The sequence below is a fragment of the Flavobacterium sp. RSP46 genome (assembly GCF_003984825.1).
Taxonomy (GTDB): Bacteria; Bacteroidota; Bacteroidia; order Flavobacteriales; family Flavobacteriaceae; genus Flavobacterium.
In genome coordinates, this window is record NZ_RYDM01000009.1 from 1 (window position 1) to 18,149 (window position 18,149).

Sequence of the window (18,149 nt, forward strand, 5' to 3'; positions counted from 1 at the left end):
TTGAAACCTATCCAAATCACGCTTTATTACACTTTTTATGCGCTTCCTTCTTTTTCATTTACTGAAAATTAACGCCACCATACACTATCCTAACAAAAAATCGCAACACAGTAAACGATTTTATACTATACCATATATAATGACTGAACAGCTCTTTGCTTTACTATAACTCATACAAGCTACAATTACTTGCGGCAAAACAACAAAATATTCTGGTTTCCAAATCTTCGCGTTAGGGATAGTAGTGGAAAGCCCGCAAGAAAGTGGAGTAAAACACAACTTTATGAGGACTTGTAGCGGATAGCCCGACCGTTTATAAAAAAGAGAGGCTACTATCGATATTGATAACAGCCTCTCTTTTTTATAAATGGGAACGCACTAATGATAATCTAATCGAAACGTATGGCTTTGACTGGAGAAATTTTAGTTATTATATAGGACGGAATTAATAATACAAAAAAACAAACGGTCACAGTAAGTAGGTTTAGCACTAGGATATATCCCCAATTTAAATAAACTGGTGCTTGGTTTACATAATAGTTTTCTGGATTCAACTGGATCACGCCAAATTGTTGCTGGAGTAACAATAGTGCTATTCCGATTAAGTTTCCCCAGAAAAGCCCTCTTACGATAAGATAGAAGGCATTATATAGAAATATTTTCCGGACGGACCAATTATTGGCTCCCAACGCTTTTAGGATTCCTATCATTTGGGTTCGTTCGAGAATTAATACTAATAGTGCAACCACCATGTTAATTGTGGCCACAAGAATCATGACAACTAATATAACGATGATATTAAAATCGAATAGCTGAAGCCATTCAAATATATAGCTGTATTTTTCTAGTATGGTTTTACTATCTAATGTAGAGGTTGTTTGTGCATAGACTTGTTCTCCGGTAGCTTCGATAGTATTAAAATCGTCAACAAAAACTTCGAAAGCACCAATTTGATCTGGAGTCCATTTATTGATACGCTGCATGTGACGAATATCTCCTATTATATAGGTTGCATCGAATTCCTGAAAACCGGAATTGAAGATTCCTGTAATTTTAAATCTCCGAATATTGGGCAACTGATTTTGATTTTCTTTGATGAAGAATGTATTGAACAGATCTCCTACTTTCAAATTCAACCTATTGGCAAGGAATTGAGACAATAACACTTCTTGATTCACATTTTTTGAATAATCAGGTAATTTGCCTGAAACCAGATACTCTTTTATATTATCCCATTTGTAATCATTCCCCACTCCCTTGAAAATAATTCCTTCGAAAGCGGTTTCGGTTCTAATAATTCCTGCTTTACTGGCAATGGCTTGAATATGCTCCACTTCAGGAACAGCAGTAAATTTTGGATAAAAATCTTGTTTTTTAGAAATTGGAACTACCGTGACTTCGGATTGATTGTTGTCATAATTGGAAATAACGATGTGTCCGTTGAAAGCCGCAACCTTCTCTCGAATTTTTTGTTGCAGTCCAATTCCTGTCGCTACCGAAATAATCATCATAATCATACCAATTGCAATTGCTGAAATAGCAATTTTTATAATTGGAGCAGATATGCTACTTTTATAATCTTTAGCAGTTATGAGTCTTTTGGCTATGAAATATTCTAAATTCAAAATTTATAGTTTGCAACAAAGATACATAAAGTTTTTTGCCACAGATTAAACAGATTTAAACAGATCAAAAATAGTACTATGAAATATTTTAGCTATACTTACCTCTTATTATTGACATTAGTTGTACAATCCTCTTGTGGAAGTTCTACAAAAAACAATCAGTATAGCAGCAGTATGGATAGCTTGCCAAAAATCCATTTCCAACCATTTTTTAGACCACATCAAATACCAATATTTAAAACGGGAGCCGATAATTACGAAAAATATATTTCTCTGTTAGAAAATAAAACAACAGGAATTGTAACCAATCAAACGGGAATTCTATCTGACAAAACCCATTTTGTTGATTTTTTACTTTCCAAAAATATCAATGTGCAAACTATTTTTGCTCCAGAACATGGTTTTCGTGGCACTGCTGATGCGGGAGAACATGTGGTTGATGGAAAAGATTCTAAAACCGGGCTGCCAATTATTTCTCTATACGGTGATAATAAAAAACCAAAACAAGAACACCTCGCTGGAATCGATATCATGATTTTCGACTTGCAAGATGTAGGCGCACGGTTTTATACTTACATCTCCTCGTTACATTACATCATGGAAGCTTGCGCTGAAAACAACATTCCGCTTTTAGTTCTTGACAGACCAAATCCGAATGGAAGTATAGTCGACGGTCCAATTCTTGAGCCAGAATTTACCAGTTTTGTAGGCATGCATCCAATTCCTTTGTTTCATGGAATGACAATTGGCGAATATGCACAAATGATTAATGGGAAGAAATGGCTGAAAAATGGCATTCAATGCAAATTGACCGTTATTCCGTGTATTAATTACAACCGAAAAATGAATTATAGTTTACCTGTAAAACCGTCACCGAATCTTCCAAATGATCAAGCCGTGAATCTTTATGCAAGTTTGTGTCTGTTTGAAGGCACAAATGTAAGTGTGGGTCGTGGAACTGAAAAACAATTTCAGATTTATGGTTCTCCGTATCTACCAAAAAGTGATTTTAGTTTTATACCCAAACCAAATTTTGGCGCACAAAATCCAGTTTACAATGGCGTGAAATGTTATGGGGAAGATTTATCAACACATACAAAGGTCAGTAAACTAGAATTAAAATGGTTGATTCAAGCCTATCAAAGCACAACGGAAAAATCGAAATTCTTCAATCCTTTTTTTACCAAACTTGCAGGAACTAAAAAACTGCAACAGCAAATAGAAAATGGAATTTCCGAAAATGAAATCAGAAAAAGCTGGCAGAAAGGACTTATCGAGTTTAAAGCAATGAGAATGAAATATTTGATATACTAATTCTCACCCCCCTTCCGATCCCGAAGTTTCGGGACGGGACTCTACAAAGCAGAGGGAGACAAAATAGAAAATTTTTAAAGCGGCATTTTCTTTTTCATTTCCTCTACAATATTAAACGCTGCCGGGCATATCGCTACGTTTTTCAGGGTTAAGTCTGTAATTTGCTGGAATTTTTTTCGATCCGTATGCGGGAATTCTCTACACGCTTTTGGACGTACGTCATATATCATGCACGCATTTTCATTGTCGAGAAAAGTACAGGGTACACTTTGCAAAACATAATCTCGGTCTTCATCGATTTGAAGGTATTGCTGGATAAACTGTTGTGGCTTTTGGCGTAGGTATTTTGAAACACGCTCAATGTCGGCATCCGTAAATAATGGTCCCGTAGTTTTACAACAATTAGCACACTTTAAACAATCCGTTTTCTTGAATTCAGCATCATGCAAATCTTGCATCACGTAATCCAAATTCTTTGGTGTCTTTTTTTTCAGCTTATCAAAATACTTTTTGTTTTCGATATGCTTATCTTTGGCTTCCTTAGGGAGATTGTTTAAAATATGTTTCAAATTTAAAGTTTAAAGTTGGAACCACAAAAGTAACAAACTTGAATCCTTTAACCTTAAACTTTAAACAAAAAAAGATGAAAGACCTTTTTGGCAAAGCCATACTTGATTTTCAAACCAATAATTCACCCGAAGATTTAATTACGGAAACTACAATATCTGAAGAAGATGAAATGAGCGTTGCCTACTTGTTTCGTTCTTATGATGAAATGCCCCAAATGGAACAAAAAGCGTTACAACTTGCCAAAGGTAAAATCCTGGATGTTGGCTGTGGCGCAGGAAGCCATAGTTTATCTTTGCAAAACGAACGCAATCTAGACGTAACCTCTATTGATATTTCAGCAAATGCTATTCAAGCGTGTACCCTTCGCGGACTTAAAAAAGCGAAAGTTCAAGATGTACTGACATTAGAAAATGAAAAGTACGACACCATACTCCTATTGATGAATGGTGCGGGAATGTGCGGTAAACTTAAAAACATCCCGAATTTCCTTTTAAAACTAAAATCATTATTGAATCCCGGCGGACAAATTCTGTTGGACAGTTCTGATATAATTTATATGTTTGATGACGATGAAGATGGCGGAAAGTGGATTCCTTCCCAAAAGGAATATTATGGAGAAATCGTTTTTAATATCTCCTACAAAGGCGAGAAAGAAAAACCATTTGACTGGATGTTCATTGATTACAACACTTTGCAAAATGCAGCTTTAGATAATGGACTAAAATGCGAGTTAATTCTTGAAGGCGAACATTTCGACTATTTAGCAAAACTTTCCATTTAGAAAACACATAAAGCTACTTAGTATGAGAAATTCAGCGGTGGAAAAATTACGTTATCCTATTGGGAAATTTATCAGACCCGAGATCTATTCAAGTGAATATCTCCATAATAAAATAAAAGAAATCGCAAGTTTTCCAGAACGATTGAAAAACGAAGTCATTCATTTGACAGAGGAACAACTCGAGACACCATACCGTCAGGATGGCTGGACGATTCGTCAAGTCATTCACCATTGCGCCGATAGTCACATGAATTGTTTCGTTAGAATTAAATGGACATTAACTGAAAATAAACCGCTAATAAAAGCGTATCACGAAGATTGTTGGGCAGAATTACATGATAATTTAACGATGCCCATTCAACCCACACTTTCATTTCTTGACGGATTGCATTTTCGTTTGGCATATATAATGAACAGTCTTTCTGAAGCAGATCTTGAAAAATCTTTTATACATCCCGAACATAATACCGTTATTCAATTGAAGGAAATAATTGGAACCTATGCTTGGCATGGAAACCACCACTTAGCGCATATTACCGAATTGAAAAAAGAAAAAGGTTGGTAGTATAAGGAGCTATTTCCAGCTATTCGCTATATCTTTTTTTCTCATTAAAAAAATGAGAAAAAAAGGATGTCGCTACTATCTGGGCTAGGAAATCTGCTAACAAGAAGTAAGCCTTCCGAAAATTAATCAGTATCTGTTTTAATTCAAAACCCCAAACAGCACTTGTTGTTTGAGGTTTTTAAGTATTAAGGAATATTCAAATATTTATGTGTTTGCAACGAAACACGCCATTTTGGGTTGTTCATTACATAATCAACAATTAACGGAGTCATTTCTTCTTTTTTACTCCATTCCGGTTGAAGAAATAAAATAGCATTCTCATTTACCTTATCAGCTTGCTCTTCGGCAAAAATAAAATCATGTTTATTGTAAATAATCACTTTTAATTCCTGTGCGTTATCATACACCGTTTGAGTTGGTAATTTGTTTTTCTTTGGCGACAAACAAATCCAATCCCAAGTTCCCGTAAGCGGATAAGCCCCAGAAGTTTCTATGTGCACTTTTCTATCACTATCTTTTAGCTTTTGTGTTAGCAAGCTCATGTCCCACATCAGTGGTTCCCCACCAGTAACCACAACAGTTTCTGAATATTTACTTGCATTGGCAACAATTTGATCAATACTAGTTGGCGGGTGTAGCGCCGCATTCCAGCTTTCTTTAACATCACACCAATGACAACCTACATCACATCCGCCAATTCTAATAAAGTACGCAGCTGTTCCGGTATGGTATCCTTCCCCTTGAATGGTGTAAAATTCTTCCATTAAAGGAAGCATTGCACCTTTATTAACTTCTAACTGTATTTCTTTTGATAACATTCTTTAATTTTAAAGTGCAAAGATAGTTAATTAGAAAAGGAGTCCATTTGCAAACACAGACTAAAATGATAAACTTTCAATAAGCCAAAAAAGGCGTGTATTAAACCGTTTTAAAATAATTAATCCAACTCTGAATACAACGATCCTAAAATAGGAGCACAAAAAAACCGATAGCCAAAGACTATCGGTTTTTGATATTGAGACAAATTTTTATTGTTTCAAAATTTTTATTGACTCTGTCGCATAATTATTAGCAGGGTCTAATGCTAATGTTTTTTTAAAATATTCAATAGCTTTAGGCTTGTCTGTATTAGCAAAACTGGCTGCCATATTATTGTAACATTCAATAAACTTAGTTTTTACTGCAGGTTTTGCTATTTCCTCAGCACCTAATTCCATTGTTTTTAAAAGATAATCTTCATAATTTTTCACCATCAAGTCATCTTTTTCAAGTAATCTATTGGTTCTTGCTTTATACAAGTATGCTTCTAAATAAGTAGGAGAAGCAACTAATACTTTATCAAAAGCAGCATCTGCTTTTGATAAAGCAATTGCATCTACTTTTTCGCCTTCCTTTTTGTTAATATTGGCATAGTAATTCGCTAGACCAAAATAGACGTTGTCATCCAGATAATTAGTAGACTCAGGAGAACTGGCTCCAGATTCAAATACAGCTGCAGCTTCTTTGTATAGTTTTTGAGAAAATAATTTTTTACCAATATCACTCAAATCTTGAACCGCTAATGGCTCCATTTCGATTGCTTTTTTAAGACCTTTCATTCCTGAATCAAAAGCAACGGAGTCTATAGCTAATCCATCTTCGCTAGTCCCTTTTTTTATTTTAGTCAAACCTAAATACAAATAATCTTTAGCGATTACTTTATTAGTTGGGGAAGCGATAAAACTTTCCAATGATTTCAATGCTAAATCAACATTTCCATTTTCATAAGCCGCATATCCTAAATAACGATAGATTCTTGGATTAACTTTGTCCAATTCGATCATTTTGTTAGCTTCCGCTTCCAGTGCAACATAATCCTCTATCAAGATTAGAAAATCAGCTCGACGCATTCTAGAGTTAATCGAGTAATCGGTTAAAGCCATATATTTATCGTAATAGCCAATTGCTTTTTTATAATTCACAGCCGCTTGAGAAGGTTTATTACGTGCAATTTTATAATAAGTCTCCGCTAATTCTCTATACACTGGTCCATAGTTAGGATTAATAGCAATAACCTCTTCATAAGCTTTTAAAGCTTCGTCATACGATTTTGCTCCTTTAAGCAAAACACCCAGTTGCATTTTTGCTCTTAGCAAAGAATTATCTGCTTGAAAAGCACTTCTATAAGCTACATAAGCTTCATTTTGTTTGCTATCACCATAGTAAGCATCACCAAGGGCAAGCTGTAACTGTGCATCATCTGCATTTTTTATGGCAGCGCGATTCAAAATAGCGATTGCATTTTTATAATCGGGCTTTTCAGCATTCATATAGGCTCTTGCTTGGTAAACGTACTCTGCAAAATCCTTTCTTTTCATGTCTTTGGTGGCCAATACAAATTTTGCTTGAGCTGCCGCAACATCATTGTTATCTAAATCCATTTGACCTAAGCCAATGTAATTCAAATTAGCTTCATCAGAAGCTGTTAATCCTTTTTGGAAATAAATTTTGGCGGAATCTTCTACATTTTGAGTAAGATATACATTCCCTAAAGTAAAAAAAGCAGCTCCATTAGATGGATTCTCCTTAATAATTGATTTTAAAATTGCCTTCGCACTTTCGAACTGTTCTGCATCGATCGCTTTTTTTGCTTGATCAATATCTTGCGCTTGACTTGCAAATGCCGATGCTAATAATGCAACACTAAACGTTTTTAATTTATTCATTTTCATTGTAGTTAATTTAATTTTTATCATTGTATATTTTTTTTCTAACCTGAATTAATCTACTCGGTGTTCGTACCGGCAGTAAACCAGATTTAAGTATTATCCGCTGTCCTCTTTCACCTGCTACAAAAGAGGCAAAACCCATTCCTAATCCAGAAGAACCCTGACAATTTATTATATACAAATCACGTGCCAAAGGATAGGTTCCCTCTGCAATATTATTTTGCGATGGCGGATAATATTGATTTCCAGTAGTACTTTTAACGCTAAGCACCTTAATTTTTTTTACAATATCTTTCATAATTCCAGAAGGTTGATAAAGCCAGTTTAGCCCCACTATTCCAATCATTCCTTCATTTTCAGACACATACTTTATTACCTCTTCATTGGTTTTAAAAGAAAAAATCCCCTTTTTCGGAAGTTCTGACACACCCGCTAATTCATTCATATAACGAACAGTACTGGAATTTGGATTATCAAAAACCAATCCCTTTATTGCCGTTTGAGACTTCCCTTGCAGAAAGGCTATAATGTCATTTAAAGCGACTAAGGTATCCTTAATTTTCTCATTTGCGATTAAAGCAATCCCATCAGTAGCGAAAGGAGTCACTTTTGGAATAATTTTTTTACCCTCAAAAATCTTATTTTCCTCAGCATTTAATTTTCTGGATAAAATGGCAATACTTAATGAATCATTTAGCAATGATCGGAGCACTTCTTTTTCAGATTTAGCATTCAACGTTATTTTTGCAGGATACACACTTTCAAAAACCGCTATCTGATCCTCAATCACAGGTTGTAATGTTTCATCAACTAGTATCGTTGTAGAACCTTTTAAAATAGTTTCTTTATTTTCCTTAGATCCTTCCGTTTTTTTACATGCAAAAAGAAATGCAAACAAAGAAAGAAAAATAAAATACGGAATTATAGCTGTTTTTTTCATGATCTAGTTGGTATTATTAATAAGTCGGATGAATCTAAAAAAAGAATATACAATAAGAAGCAAACCAAATGCTATTCTATATCCAGTATCCATTACTATGGGAAATTCTTTCATAAAGATAATAAATAAACCCAAAACCAGATAAACTAAAAAAAACATAATTCCTAAAACGAGAAGAAATCGCTCTTTGAGCGATTTCTTCTGAATATTAATACGTATGCTCTTTAACATTAATTTGCCGTTTGAATTGTAATTGGTAAAGAATACAGCACTCTGACTTTTTTACCGTTTTGTTCACCCGGAGTCCATCTAGGAGACTTTTTCAAAACACGAATCGCCTCTTTCCCTGTACCATAACCAATATCTCTAATTACTTTAATATCGGTTAAAGAACCATCTTTCTCTACTACGAAAGTAACATATACTTTACCATTCAACCCGTCTTCTTCAGGAGTTTGATAATTATTACCCACATACTTGTAAAATTTCTCTATCCCACCTGGAAAATCAGGTTTAACCTCAATCCCAGCAGTGTTGTAAATTTGGTTATCTACTTCTTCTACTACCGCGGCAGTACCTGTACCTACAGGCTCTACAGTCAATACTGCATCTGGATCACCTTTTATGGTCACTGCACCTAATTTTTTGTCTTTAATTTCAACAATTTTGGGTGGTTCTTCTGTAACTTCTTCCGCTTTTGCTACAACAGGTTTCACAAATTTAACCTGATCCACTTTTGGAGGTGGAGGTGGTGGTGGCGGGATGTTTTCTTTAGGCTTTTCTTGCTTTGGCGGCAACTTTACTGCTGTAATTTTAATATCTCTATTTTCCTCTACATCAGATGTATCCGGAAGCAGACTAGCAATAAGAGGGGCACTAACGGCCAAACTAAAAAGAATACTTCCAACAATAAGCGCTCTCACTGAGGTCTTATTATTTTCTTTTCTTAGTTCATACGCTCCATAACTTTTATTTCGCCCTTCAAAAACGATATCCAGCCATTGGTTTTTAAATATATCTAATTTCATTTTTCTTAATTATTAGGTTATTAGGCTATTAGATTAAAATCTTATTTACCTTCTAACAATTTTGTTTCCTCAGGTGAAAAATCATTTACAATTGCATAAGTTGGAACGCCAACAATTGCCATTTCATCAAGTATATCAACTAAGTTACGATAATTAGATTTCTTACTTGGCTTGATGATCACAATAACTCCTTTGTCTTTGTTTCCAGTATGCTCCACTACTGATTTTTTTCTAGCCAATAATTCTTTACGAATTCCGTTTTTTCCATAGGCAATATCTTTTGGACCTGCAATTGGCGTAGCCAATAAACCCATGTAATATACCACCTTATTGTTCTCACCAAGCATAATTGTTAAAGTACGATTTTCATCTACTTTAATATCCTTATTTATTTTAGGATCGTCTTCTTTATCTGGCAACCCCAAATCCATTGATTGGGGTTTTGACAACGTAGTAGTCAGCATGAAAAATGTGATCAATAAGAATGCCAAATCCACCATAGCAGTTAAATCTACTTTTGAATTTTGTTTTTTACTTCTTACTTTACCACCTTTTCCGCCTCCACCGTCGCCGGTATTTAATTCAGCCATTGTAGTGTATGTTTTTTAATTAAAAATCTTCTCCTCTTAAACCAGTAACTAAATTAAAGCTATTGATTTTTTGATCTTGTAAAATATCCATCACCTTTTTAATTGCCTGATATTCTTCTTTTGCATCCCCTTTTATGGCTATTTGCAATTCTTTATCAGCAATTTCAATATTGGCAATACGAGCATTTTGTATCCAATCCGCTAATTGATTATCAAGTGAATCTTTTGGAATACCTGGTTGGTTTGCTTTTCCTCTGTCTGCAGCTTTCATCTCTATGATTTGCTTCAAACTTTGAATTGGCACACCAAAACCATCCATCAGTGCAAATTTATCAGCATCATCAGCTGAGAATTCAACACCATATTTTTGACCCATTAATTCTAACGTTTTTTTACGAACTTCTCTTCCTTTTAGATCAAAGAATACTTTTCCTTTTCCAATAGTAATTGTAGCCAAATCTGTCTCAGGCAATTTTGTCTGAACTGTAGAAGAAGGCGTGTCTACCGGCAATGCTTCTGGTACTTTAGCTGTAGCGGTCAAGATAAAGAACGTAAGCAAAAGAAACGCAACATCACACATCGCAGTCATGTCAATTGACGTTGACTTTTTTGACATTTTTAGTTTAGCCATTATCTTTTTTATATTTTATTTTGACGCACATGACGTCAAAAAAATTATTATTGTTTTAAGCTTCCTCTAAATCTTCTGTAAGTATTTACAATTGTAGTACCTGCTTCATCAATAGAATAGGTTAAATCATCAATTTTAGAAGTAAAGAAGTTATACGAAACGATTGCTAATACTGAAGTCGAAATTCCAGTTGCAGTGTTGATAAGTGCTTCAGAAATACCATTTGCAAGAGCCGCTTGATCAGGAGTACCTGCACTAGCTAATGCTCCAAACGCTTTAATCATCCCTGTTACCGTACCTAATAATCCTGCAAGAGTTCCTAAAGAAACCAAAGATGAAATAATAGTCATATTTTTCTCTAACATTGGCATTTCTAATGAAGTAGCCTCTTCGATTTCCTTGTGAATTGTTTCAGCAGCTTCTTCGCTATTGAATCCTTCTTTTTTAACATCTTGGTATTTGATCAAAGCTGATTTTATTGCATTTGCAACAGATCCTTTTTGTTTATCACACAAAGCGATAGCTCCATCAATATTCCCTTCTTTAATATCATCTTGTACTTTTTTCATAAACTGATCTAAGTTTCCTGATCCAGCTGCTTTTGAAATCACAAAATATCTTTCAAAAGAAAAAACAACAGTCATCAACAATAAACCCATCAAAACTGGTACAATTGGACCTCCTTTGTATACCATTGCCAAATAATTACCCGGTATTGGGTGTCCTGTATTTACTCCGCCTTCAAAATTGGCACCATCTCCCATTATAAAATTCCAAATCAACCATCCTACAAATACACATGCCACAATAATGATTCCTGAAATCATTCCTCCTCCGTTTGAACTCTTTTCTTTTTTAACGTTTGCCATTTTTTTTAATTTTAATAGTTTTAAATAATTTATTTTAGTTATAATAAACTTGTAGTGGAGCAAATTTATATTTTTAGTTCAAATAAAAAAACTTTTTTTAATTTTATTGTCATTAATTTTATTTCAAACAAACATTTAGCAATTTACTCATTGCATATATATCAAAATCTATAAGGAAATCATTCGTTTTACAAAAAAAAAAATACATTTTTAAGAAATATTAACATAAATTTTCAATAACCGTTTAAAAGCAGTCAAAAATATATTTTTTTATTATTAAGAGGCAAAAAGCAGGAAAACTGCATTATACCCCATAATTTCCTATTTTAGGATACTAATAGCAGCTTACAAATCCTTTTAATTCAAACTTATCATGACCAGAAAAGAAGATTTTATACAAGACATAACGCGTGGGTACCTTTCAAAAGGAGAGAGTATGACTTTGGAGGAGTACTATTAGGCGGAGAAGCTCTAGCAAATGCACCCATAAAAATTCCCTTAAAAACCTTAAACCGTCATGGGTTAATTGCCGGAGCTACTGGAACGGGGAAAACCAAAACGATCCAAGTTCTTTCATAACAACTATCCTCTTTTGGGATTCCTGTTTTAATGATGGACATAAAAGGCGATTTTAGTGGTATTGCTAAAGAAGGGAAATAAAAACAATTTATAATTGAAGGCGAGACCGTGGTTCTTACAGCAGGACAGTCCATAAAAATAGAGAAGAATACCCGTGTGCACTATTCCGATCCTTTTAATGAAGTCTGTGAATATTTAGCTATTTGCAAACCTTCATTTTCTTTAGAAAAAGTTAATAGAGCAGACTAACCCTTATATAATTTGTATCTTCATACTTTCAATAAAAAAAGTATGAAAGTTCAAAAAAAAATTATAATAGTTGGCGCTGGCTTTGCTGGATTGCGTTTGGCTCAAGATTTAGAAAATACAGATTTTGATGTTTTACTGATTGACAAAAACAACTACCATCAATTTCAACCCTTGATGTACCAGGTAGCCACAGCAAGGCTTGAACCTGCCAGTATCTCATTTCCGTTACGAAAAGTATTTCAGCATTCGAAAAATGTCCGCATTCGAATAGCTGATGTACTTCGTATTGATCCGGAGCACAAAATAGTACAAACCTCTATTGCTGATTTTGAGTACGACCATTTGATAATTGCCTTTGGATGCACGACTAATTATTTTGGAAATGCTGAAATAGAAAAATTTGCATTTCCCATGAAATCGGTACCGGAAGCGATCCAACTTCGCAACCAAATTCTACAAACTTTTGAAGATGCCTTAATTGCTTCACCAGAAGAGCTACAATCGCTAATGAACTTTGTGATTGTTGGCGGAGGCCCTACCGGAGTAGAACTTGCAGGAGCTTTGGCAGAAATGAAAAAAAATATTTTGCCAAAAGATTATCCGGACAAAGATTTTTCGAAACTCACCATTTATATTCTTGAAGGATCTCCGAACGTATTGAACCCAATGAGTGAAGATTCCCAAAAAACGTCTCGTAAATATCTGAAGGAACTAGGTGTCATTGTAAAAACGGATACTATTGTAAGCCATTACAACGGTAAGACCGTAAGCCTGCAAAACGGAGACACGATTGCATCCAGAAATGTGATCTGGGCAGCAGGAATTACAGGAAACACCCTGGAAGGCATTCCCAAAGAAAGTATTACCAGAGGAAATCGCTATCTTGTTGACCGATTTAATAAAATAGAAAATCTCGAAGACGTGTATGCCCTTGGTGATATTTCATTCATGGCTACTCCTAAATATCCCAATGGTCATCCGCAAGTAGCCAGTGTTGCTATAGAACAAGGAAAAGTATTAGCCACAAACTTCAAACTAAGTCTAAAAAACAAACCTCAAATCGAATACGAGTATCATGATAAGGGTTCTATGGCTACAGTAGGGAAACGAAAAGCGGTGGTCGATTTGCCAAAATTTAGTTTCCAAGGAAGATTGGCTTGGTTTACCTGGATGTTTATCCACCTTATGTTGATTTTGAGCGTCAAAAACAAACTTTCTATTTTTATCAATTGGACGTTCAGCTATTTCAATAATGACAGCACCTTACGAGTCCTACTGAAACCGGCAACAAAAGATAAATAACACCAAAAAGGACTCTGAATAGAGTCCTTTTTTTATTTTAATAATTCTAAAATGGTCTTTTCAACTACTTCTGAATCCCAGATTTCTTTGATATTTTCCATTTTTAAAATTTCTTCCATAATTGCATTTTGATAATCACCTATAGCCAACGCTTCTGTATAAGGCCGATCACTAAATGTTACACGACTGTATAGCGGAATCCATTTTTCAGGGTGCTTGTCTGAAAATGATTTTTCAATTTTCTTTTGCAAAAGGAAATTTTCATCTGCAGTCTTAGAGCTCATTTCTAAAAAATTTCGATAGGAAAGCTCTGCAATAGCATCGGCATTTTGTTTACGGGATTTTTGATATTCGGAAAAAATAGATTTCCAATCATCTCCGTACTTTTCAATCATTTCATACAGCACTGAAATATCTTCAAAACCGGCATTCATTCCTTGTCCGTAAAAAGGCACAATGGCATGACTCGCATCCCCAATCAAGGCAACCTTATCCTCATACGTCCAAGGAAAACACTTCATGGTTACTAATGTACTGGTTGGGTTCCGGAAAAAATCTTCTGCTAATTTTGGAATAACATCAACCGTATCCGGTAAATTTTTTTCAAAAAAAGCTTCTACTGACTTCCTGTCCTTTAAGGAATCAAAGGAATTTTCTCCTTCAAAGGGCATAAATAAAGTACAGGTAAAGCTTCCGTCTAAATTGGGCAAGGCAATCAACATATATTCTCCTCGTGGCCAGATATGAAACGAATTTTTATCCAATTTATGTGATCCATCCCCGTTTGCCGGAATATTTAATTCTTTATATCCAATAGGTAGAAATTCTTGCGAATAATCGAACATACTCTGGCGCTGCATGCGGTGACGAATTCTTGAAAAAGCACCATCAGCGCCAAAAACCATATCGTATTTTTTATCTTCCCATGCGCCTCTTTCGGTTTCGCCTATATGAAGCGTGGCATTTTCTAGAGTTACATCCCAAATTTTGTGCTCAAAAAAGAACTCTGCTCCTGCGGCTTCCGCCAAATCGATCATTTTTCGGTTTAAAATTCCTCTCGAAATTGAATCAATGGATTCGCCTTCCTGACCATAATTTTGAAAATTAAGCTTATCCACTAAATGAATTGCCCGTTTTTTCATGGGGATTGCGATCGCTCGAACAGCATCACCTACTCCAACTCCATCTAAGGCTTTCCAGCCGCGATTAGACATCGCTAAGTTGATAGAACGTCCTGAAAATTGTATCTTCCTGATATCTGGACTTCTATCGTAAATATGAACAGTATGACCTGCTTTACGAAGGTAAATAGCTAGTAAAGATCCGACTAGTCCAGAGCCTACAACTGCTATTTTTCGGGGAGTTTGCATTAATTTTTTATAAAAAGTTAGGCAAAATTACTGATTTAATGTTTTAATAACTTTAAAAAACAATCATTTTTTATAGGGAATAAACACCAATTTTGTAGAAGTCCTAACAATCTCCTTTTCGTTCAGTTTCATTCTTCTGAATTTTCCTGAATTATACAATTCCGCCTGATCGTTATAATGTGCACTGAATGGATTTCCGGATTGTCCCGTTGGCAAAATGGCCCAGCTATTTTCAATGTCTGAGAAATCAATAATTCTTCGTGTTGAAGGCCCGCCTTTTACTTGATACTGACCCGTTTCGGTATAATCAAAAAACAAATTATTAATCACTTCCGTTGAACCTGAAACTTCAAATGGACCAACATTAAATATAGTTCTTAAAGCTGCGATTTTACCCAACGGATGCTGATGTTCCAGAGTATGTACTTTGTTCCAGGTCCAAGCTGATACGGAATTGCCCAATTGTTTTTCTAAAGCAGCAATCGATTCCTTGAACGATAGCGACACGATTTCTCGCCTTGTTTCCGAATGGTTTTTTGTATTGATATTATCCCACCACAGTGAGTTTTTGTTTTCAAGTTGTCTGGCGATCATTTGCTTCATGATATGCGTGCCTAAAAACTGCTTGAAATTAGCAGCTCCCAGTTCGTCCTCAAAAGTATTTTTTAAATAATTAAAAATCCATTTATTATAGATTGTGGGTGCTACATCATCCAGATTATTAGAACCTTTCCATTTTTTCAAAACAGCAAAGGCTTCTTTTTCATTATTTGAAAGCGTAGTGTAATCCAGATTCGAAATTAAACGTGCTACAACGTCAGGCGCAACTGGTGATGTATTATCAAAAATCATGCTGCCCACAGTTGCCTTATTCCATTTTGTTTTTTTATTCAATAATTGCGTGATTCGTTTGGCTCTGTCTTCAGGAAGGTAATAGCCCGGATACAAAAATCCGTCTATTGCCTCTGGTTGATTATTGGCTGAATACACGTAATTCCATTTTGGATTCACCGCTGAAGGATTTTTGGAGAAATCCAAATATTCCTTGATATCGTCTTTCCCGCTCGCCCCATCCAAAATAAAATTCGGATTCACGCCTTCATTATGCTTGTATAATTTTCCTGTTGCCCACCATGCAATATTTCCTTTGGAGTCACCATACATAACATTCAGTCCCGGTGCGGCTATCAGAGCCACTCCTTTTAGAAAATCTTCCTTGCTTTCAGCGTGCGAAAGCCTATACACTGCGTCCAGAATTCGTATGGGTTGTTGGGTATAAATCCAAGACATTGCCACTGGTTTGTCCTTATCCAGCCCTACAATTAAGTCATTCATGATAGGCCCGTGACGACTCACTTTTACATTCAAAACCACATCAGTAGAATCTTTTATTTTTATAATTTTTCGGCGAATTTCATAATTCCTATACCCCGTTGGCGTTTTGTAAGCGGTCGCATTTCCAGGACTATTTTCTTCTTGGTACAAATCAATATCATCATTTTCAAACATGGTTAATCCGTACGCATAGTTACGGTTATGTCCCAATAATGGGAATGGAGTACCTGCTAAATAGCAACCGTACAATTCAAAATCCGGAGTTACTAAGTGCGCTTCATACCAAGTTCCGGGTTGCGAAAACCCAATATGTGGATCATTGGCAAAAATCACTTTTCCTTTTTTAGTTTTCTTTGGAGAAAGAACCCAGCTGTTGCTTCCTATAAAGGGTGGGATAGGGGATTGGTCTAAAAGTGAGGCTACTGATTTTGAAATAGCAGCATATTCCTGTGGCTTATGTTTTGCATTTTTTATTTTTGTGGTATTAAATGAACCGTCAATGCCAAAATCCTTGAGATAGTCCATTCCGTACTTGTTCCGAATATCCGTCAACAAAGGATCTGACTTATGGGCCATAGCAAAACTAAAAGACATGTATCCAAAAATATTGTAGACGTCTTTTATGGTAAACTTTTCTTTTTTGACACCAACTAAACTGAATTCTATTGGCGTAGTTCCCTCTGCCATATATTGGTTTATCCCCTCTAGATAGTCCATTGTCAATAGATAACTGGAACTTTTCTTATCTAAAGCTGCGATTGCTTTTGCGGAAGCTTCTTCGATTCCTAATCCGGCAAAAAACAGATCACTTTTCAATGCAACTGGTCCGAAAATTTCTGACAATCGTCCCGGAGCAATACGCCGCATCAATTCCATTTGCCACAATCGTTCTTGCGCATGTACGTAACCCAACACAACCATAGCGTCCCTTGAACTTGCCGCATAAATATGAGGCACTCCAAATTCATCAAAATAAACTGTGGTTTCCTTTCCAATATTTTTAAGTTTTAGTTCCCCTTCATAGGTTGGCTTTAAATAAAACCCATAAATCAGCACAACTATTGCTGAAAGAAACAATAAAGAAAGTAAAACCAGAAGGACTTTTTTAAGTGTTTGCATCTTTACATAAATTGGCAACAAATATATAAGATTTAGAAGTCAATTAGCAATACTTCGGTAGATTCACTAATAAACAGGTATTTATTAGTGAATCTACCGAAGTATTGACTTAAACACTCCAAGCTATATTGAAAAATCTATTTACTGTTTTTTACTATCTAAAATAGCGCCTGTACCTGCCCCTACTCCCGCACCGGCTAAACCACCTATTATAGCACCTTGTCCTTTTTTCTTACTGATGATTGCCCCTGTGGCGGCACCAACGCCGGCACCAATTACGGCTCCTTTTGCAGCACCACTCCAACCTTTATTTTTTGTAGTAGTCCCCGCTGTTTGTTGATCCACAACAACTACTTCTTTTTGAGTTTCTACTTTAGCTTCCTGGATTTTAACCATTTCTACCTGCATGGAGTCGATCACTCTTTGTTTTTCGATTTCAACTTTCATGGAGTCTACAGTAGCCTGTTTGGCTTTTTGAATGTCCATTTTTCCTTGATTTTGACAAGAAACAATACTTGCAGCTATTAGTATAAAATATAATGCTTTCATAATTTTAATTTTCATAATTAGTACG

16 protein-coding genes and 2 pseudogenes are annotated in these 18,149 nt (G+C 35.3%); 6 read left to right on the plus strand and 12 right to left on the minus strand.

Annotated features, from left to right (window positions below; translation table 11 throughout):
- Positions 1-389 precede the first annotated feature (389 nt).
- Positions 390-1,625: an ABC transporter permease gene (locus EKM01_RS12910; RefSeq protein ID WP_126768609.1), complete on the minus strand. Its 1,236-nt coding sequence runs from the start codon at positions 1,623-1,625 to the stop codon at positions 390-392.
- Positions 1,626-1,703: 78 nt separating this feature from the next.
- On the opposite strand from EKM01_RS12910, the gene EKM01_RS12915 reads away from it, so the two are divergent.
- Positions 1,704-2,939, plus strand: a complete 1,236-nt coding sequence (locus EKM01_RS12915; RefSeq protein WP_199734645.1) for an exo-beta-N-acetylmuramidase NamZ domain-containing protein — start codon at positions 1,704-1,706, stop codon at positions 2,937-2,939.
- Between the two features lie 74 nt (positions 2,940-3,013).
- On the opposite strand, the gene EKM01_RS12920 is transcribed toward EKM01_RS12915, so the two are convergent.
- Positions 3,014-3,508 carry a YkgJ family cysteine cluster protein gene (locus tag EKM01_RS12920; protein ID WP_126453140.1) on the minus strand — a complete coding sequence of 165 codons (495 nt, stop codon included), beginning with the start codon at positions 3,506-3,508 and terminating at the stop codon, positions 3,014-3,016.
- Positions 3,509-3,582: 74 nt separating this feature from the next.
- On the opposite strand from EKM01_RS12920, the gene EKM01_RS12925 reads away from it, so the two are divergent.
- Entirely contained in the window at positions 3,583-4,290 is a 708-nt protein-coding gene (locus tag EKM01_RS12925; RefSeq protein WP_126457402.1) for a bifunctional 2-polyprenyl-6-hydroxyphenol methylase/3-demethylubiquinol 3-O-methyltransferase UbiG, read from the plus strand.
- A gap of 22 nt (positions 4,291-4,312) precedes the next feature.
- Positions 4,313-4,855: a YfiT family bacillithiol transferase gene (locus tag EKM01_RS12930; RefSeq protein ID WP_126768610.1), complete on the plus strand. Its 543-nt coding sequence runs from the start codon at positions 4,313-4,315 to the stop codon at positions 4,853-4,855.
- 185 nt (positions 4,856-5,040) lie between these two features.
- On the opposite strand, the gene EKM01_RS12935 is transcribed toward EKM01_RS12930, so the two are convergent.
- The 7 genes from EKM01_RS12935 to EKM01_RS12970 all read right to left on the minus strand — a co-directional run bounded on the left by EKM01_RS12935 (position 5,041) and on the right by EKM01_RS12970 (position 11,621).
- A complete protein-coding gene (locus tag EKM01_RS12935) occupies positions 5,041-5,673 on the minus strand; it encodes a 7-carboxy-7-deazaguanine synthase QueE (protein WP_126457404.1) in 633 nt (210 codons plus the stop codon).
- Between the two features lie 210 nt (positions 5,674-5,883).
- Complete coding sequence (locus EKM01_RS12940) at positions 5,884-7,590, minus strand: tetratricopeptide repeat protein (RefSeq protein WP_370274336.1); 1,707 nt, start codon at positions 7,588-7,590, stop codon at positions 5,884-5,886.
- A complete protein-coding gene (locus EKM01_RS12945; protein ID WP_126457405.1) occupies positions 7,577-8,503 on the minus strand; it encodes a PstS family phosphate ABC transporter substrate-binding protein in 927 nt (308 codons plus the stop codon). The genes EKM01_RS12940 and EKM01_RS12945 overlap by 14 nt, the downstream gene beginning before the upstream one ends.
- A gap of 230 nt (positions 8,504-8,733) precedes the next feature.
- Positions 8,734-9,531: an energy transducer TonB gene (locus EKM01_RS12955; RefSeq protein WP_126457406.1), complete on the minus strand. Its 798-nt coding sequence runs from the start codon at positions 9,529-9,531 to the stop codon at positions 8,734-8,736.
- A gap of 41 nt (positions 9,532-9,572) precedes the next feature.
- Complete coding sequence (locus EKM01_RS12960; protein ID WP_126453123.1) at positions 9,573-10,121, minus strand: biopolymer transporter ExbD; 549 nt, start codon at positions 10,119-10,121, stop codon at positions 9,573-9,575.
- A gap of 19 nt (positions 10,122-10,140) precedes the next feature.
- Complete coding sequence (locus tag EKM01_RS12965) at positions 10,141-10,752, minus strand: biopolymer transporter ExbD (protein ID WP_126457407.1); 612 nt, start codon at positions 10,750-10,752, stop codon at positions 10,141-10,143.
- A gap of 47 nt (positions 10,753-10,799) precedes the next feature.
- Positions 10,800-11,621, minus strand: a complete 822-nt coding sequence (locus EKM01_RS12970) for a MotA/TolQ/ExbB proton channel family protein (protein WP_126453117.1) — start codon at positions 11,619-11,621, stop codon at positions 10,800-10,802.
- Between the two features lie 373 nt (positions 11,622-11,994).
- Between EKM01_RS12970 and EKM01_RS12975 the strand changes: the two are divergent.
- The 3 genes and pseudogenes from EKM01_RS12975 to EKM01_RS12980 form a co-directional block, all read left to right on the plus strand.
- Positions 11,995-12,275: pseudogene (locus EKM01_RS12975) on the plus strand (helicase HerA-like domain-containing protein); the annotation flags it as partial.
- 6 nt (positions 12,276-12,281) lie between these two features.
- Positions 12,282-12,449: pseudogene (locus EKM01_RS15015) on the plus strand (cupin); the annotation flags it as partial.
- Between the two features lie 42 nt (positions 12,450-12,491).
- On the plus strand, positions 12,492-13,751 hold the full coding sequence (locus tag EKM01_RS12980) for an NAD(P)/FAD-dependent oxidoreductase (RefSeq protein ID WP_126768611.1): 1,260 nt from the start codon (positions 12,492-12,494) through the stop codon (positions 13,749-13,751).
- Between the two features lie 32 nt (positions 13,752-13,783).
- Here EKM01_RS12980 and EKM01_RS12985 read toward each other — a convergent pair whose 3' ends face one another.
- The 3 genes from EKM01_RS12985 to EKM01_RS12995 form a co-directional block, all read right to left on the minus strand.
- Positions 13,784-15,121, minus strand: coding sequence for an NAD(P)/FAD-dependent oxidoreductase (locus EKM01_RS12985; protein ID WP_126457409.1), 1,338 nt, complete (start codon positions 15,119-15,121; stop codon positions 13,784-13,786).
- 63 nt (positions 15,122-15,184) lie between these two features.
- Positions 15,185-17,575 (minus strand): penicillin acylase family protein, encoded by a 2,391-nt coding sequence (locus EKM01_RS12990; RefSeq protein WP_126768612.1) that lies wholly within the window; start codon positions 17,573-17,575, stop codon positions 15,185-15,187.
- Between the two features lie 141 nt (positions 17,576-17,716).
- Entirely contained in the window at positions 17,717-18,124 is a 408-nt protein-coding gene (locus tag EKM01_RS12995) for a glycine zipper family protein (RefSeq protein WP_126453100.1), read from the minus strand.
- Between the last annotated feature and the right edge of the window lie 25 nt (positions 18,125-18,149).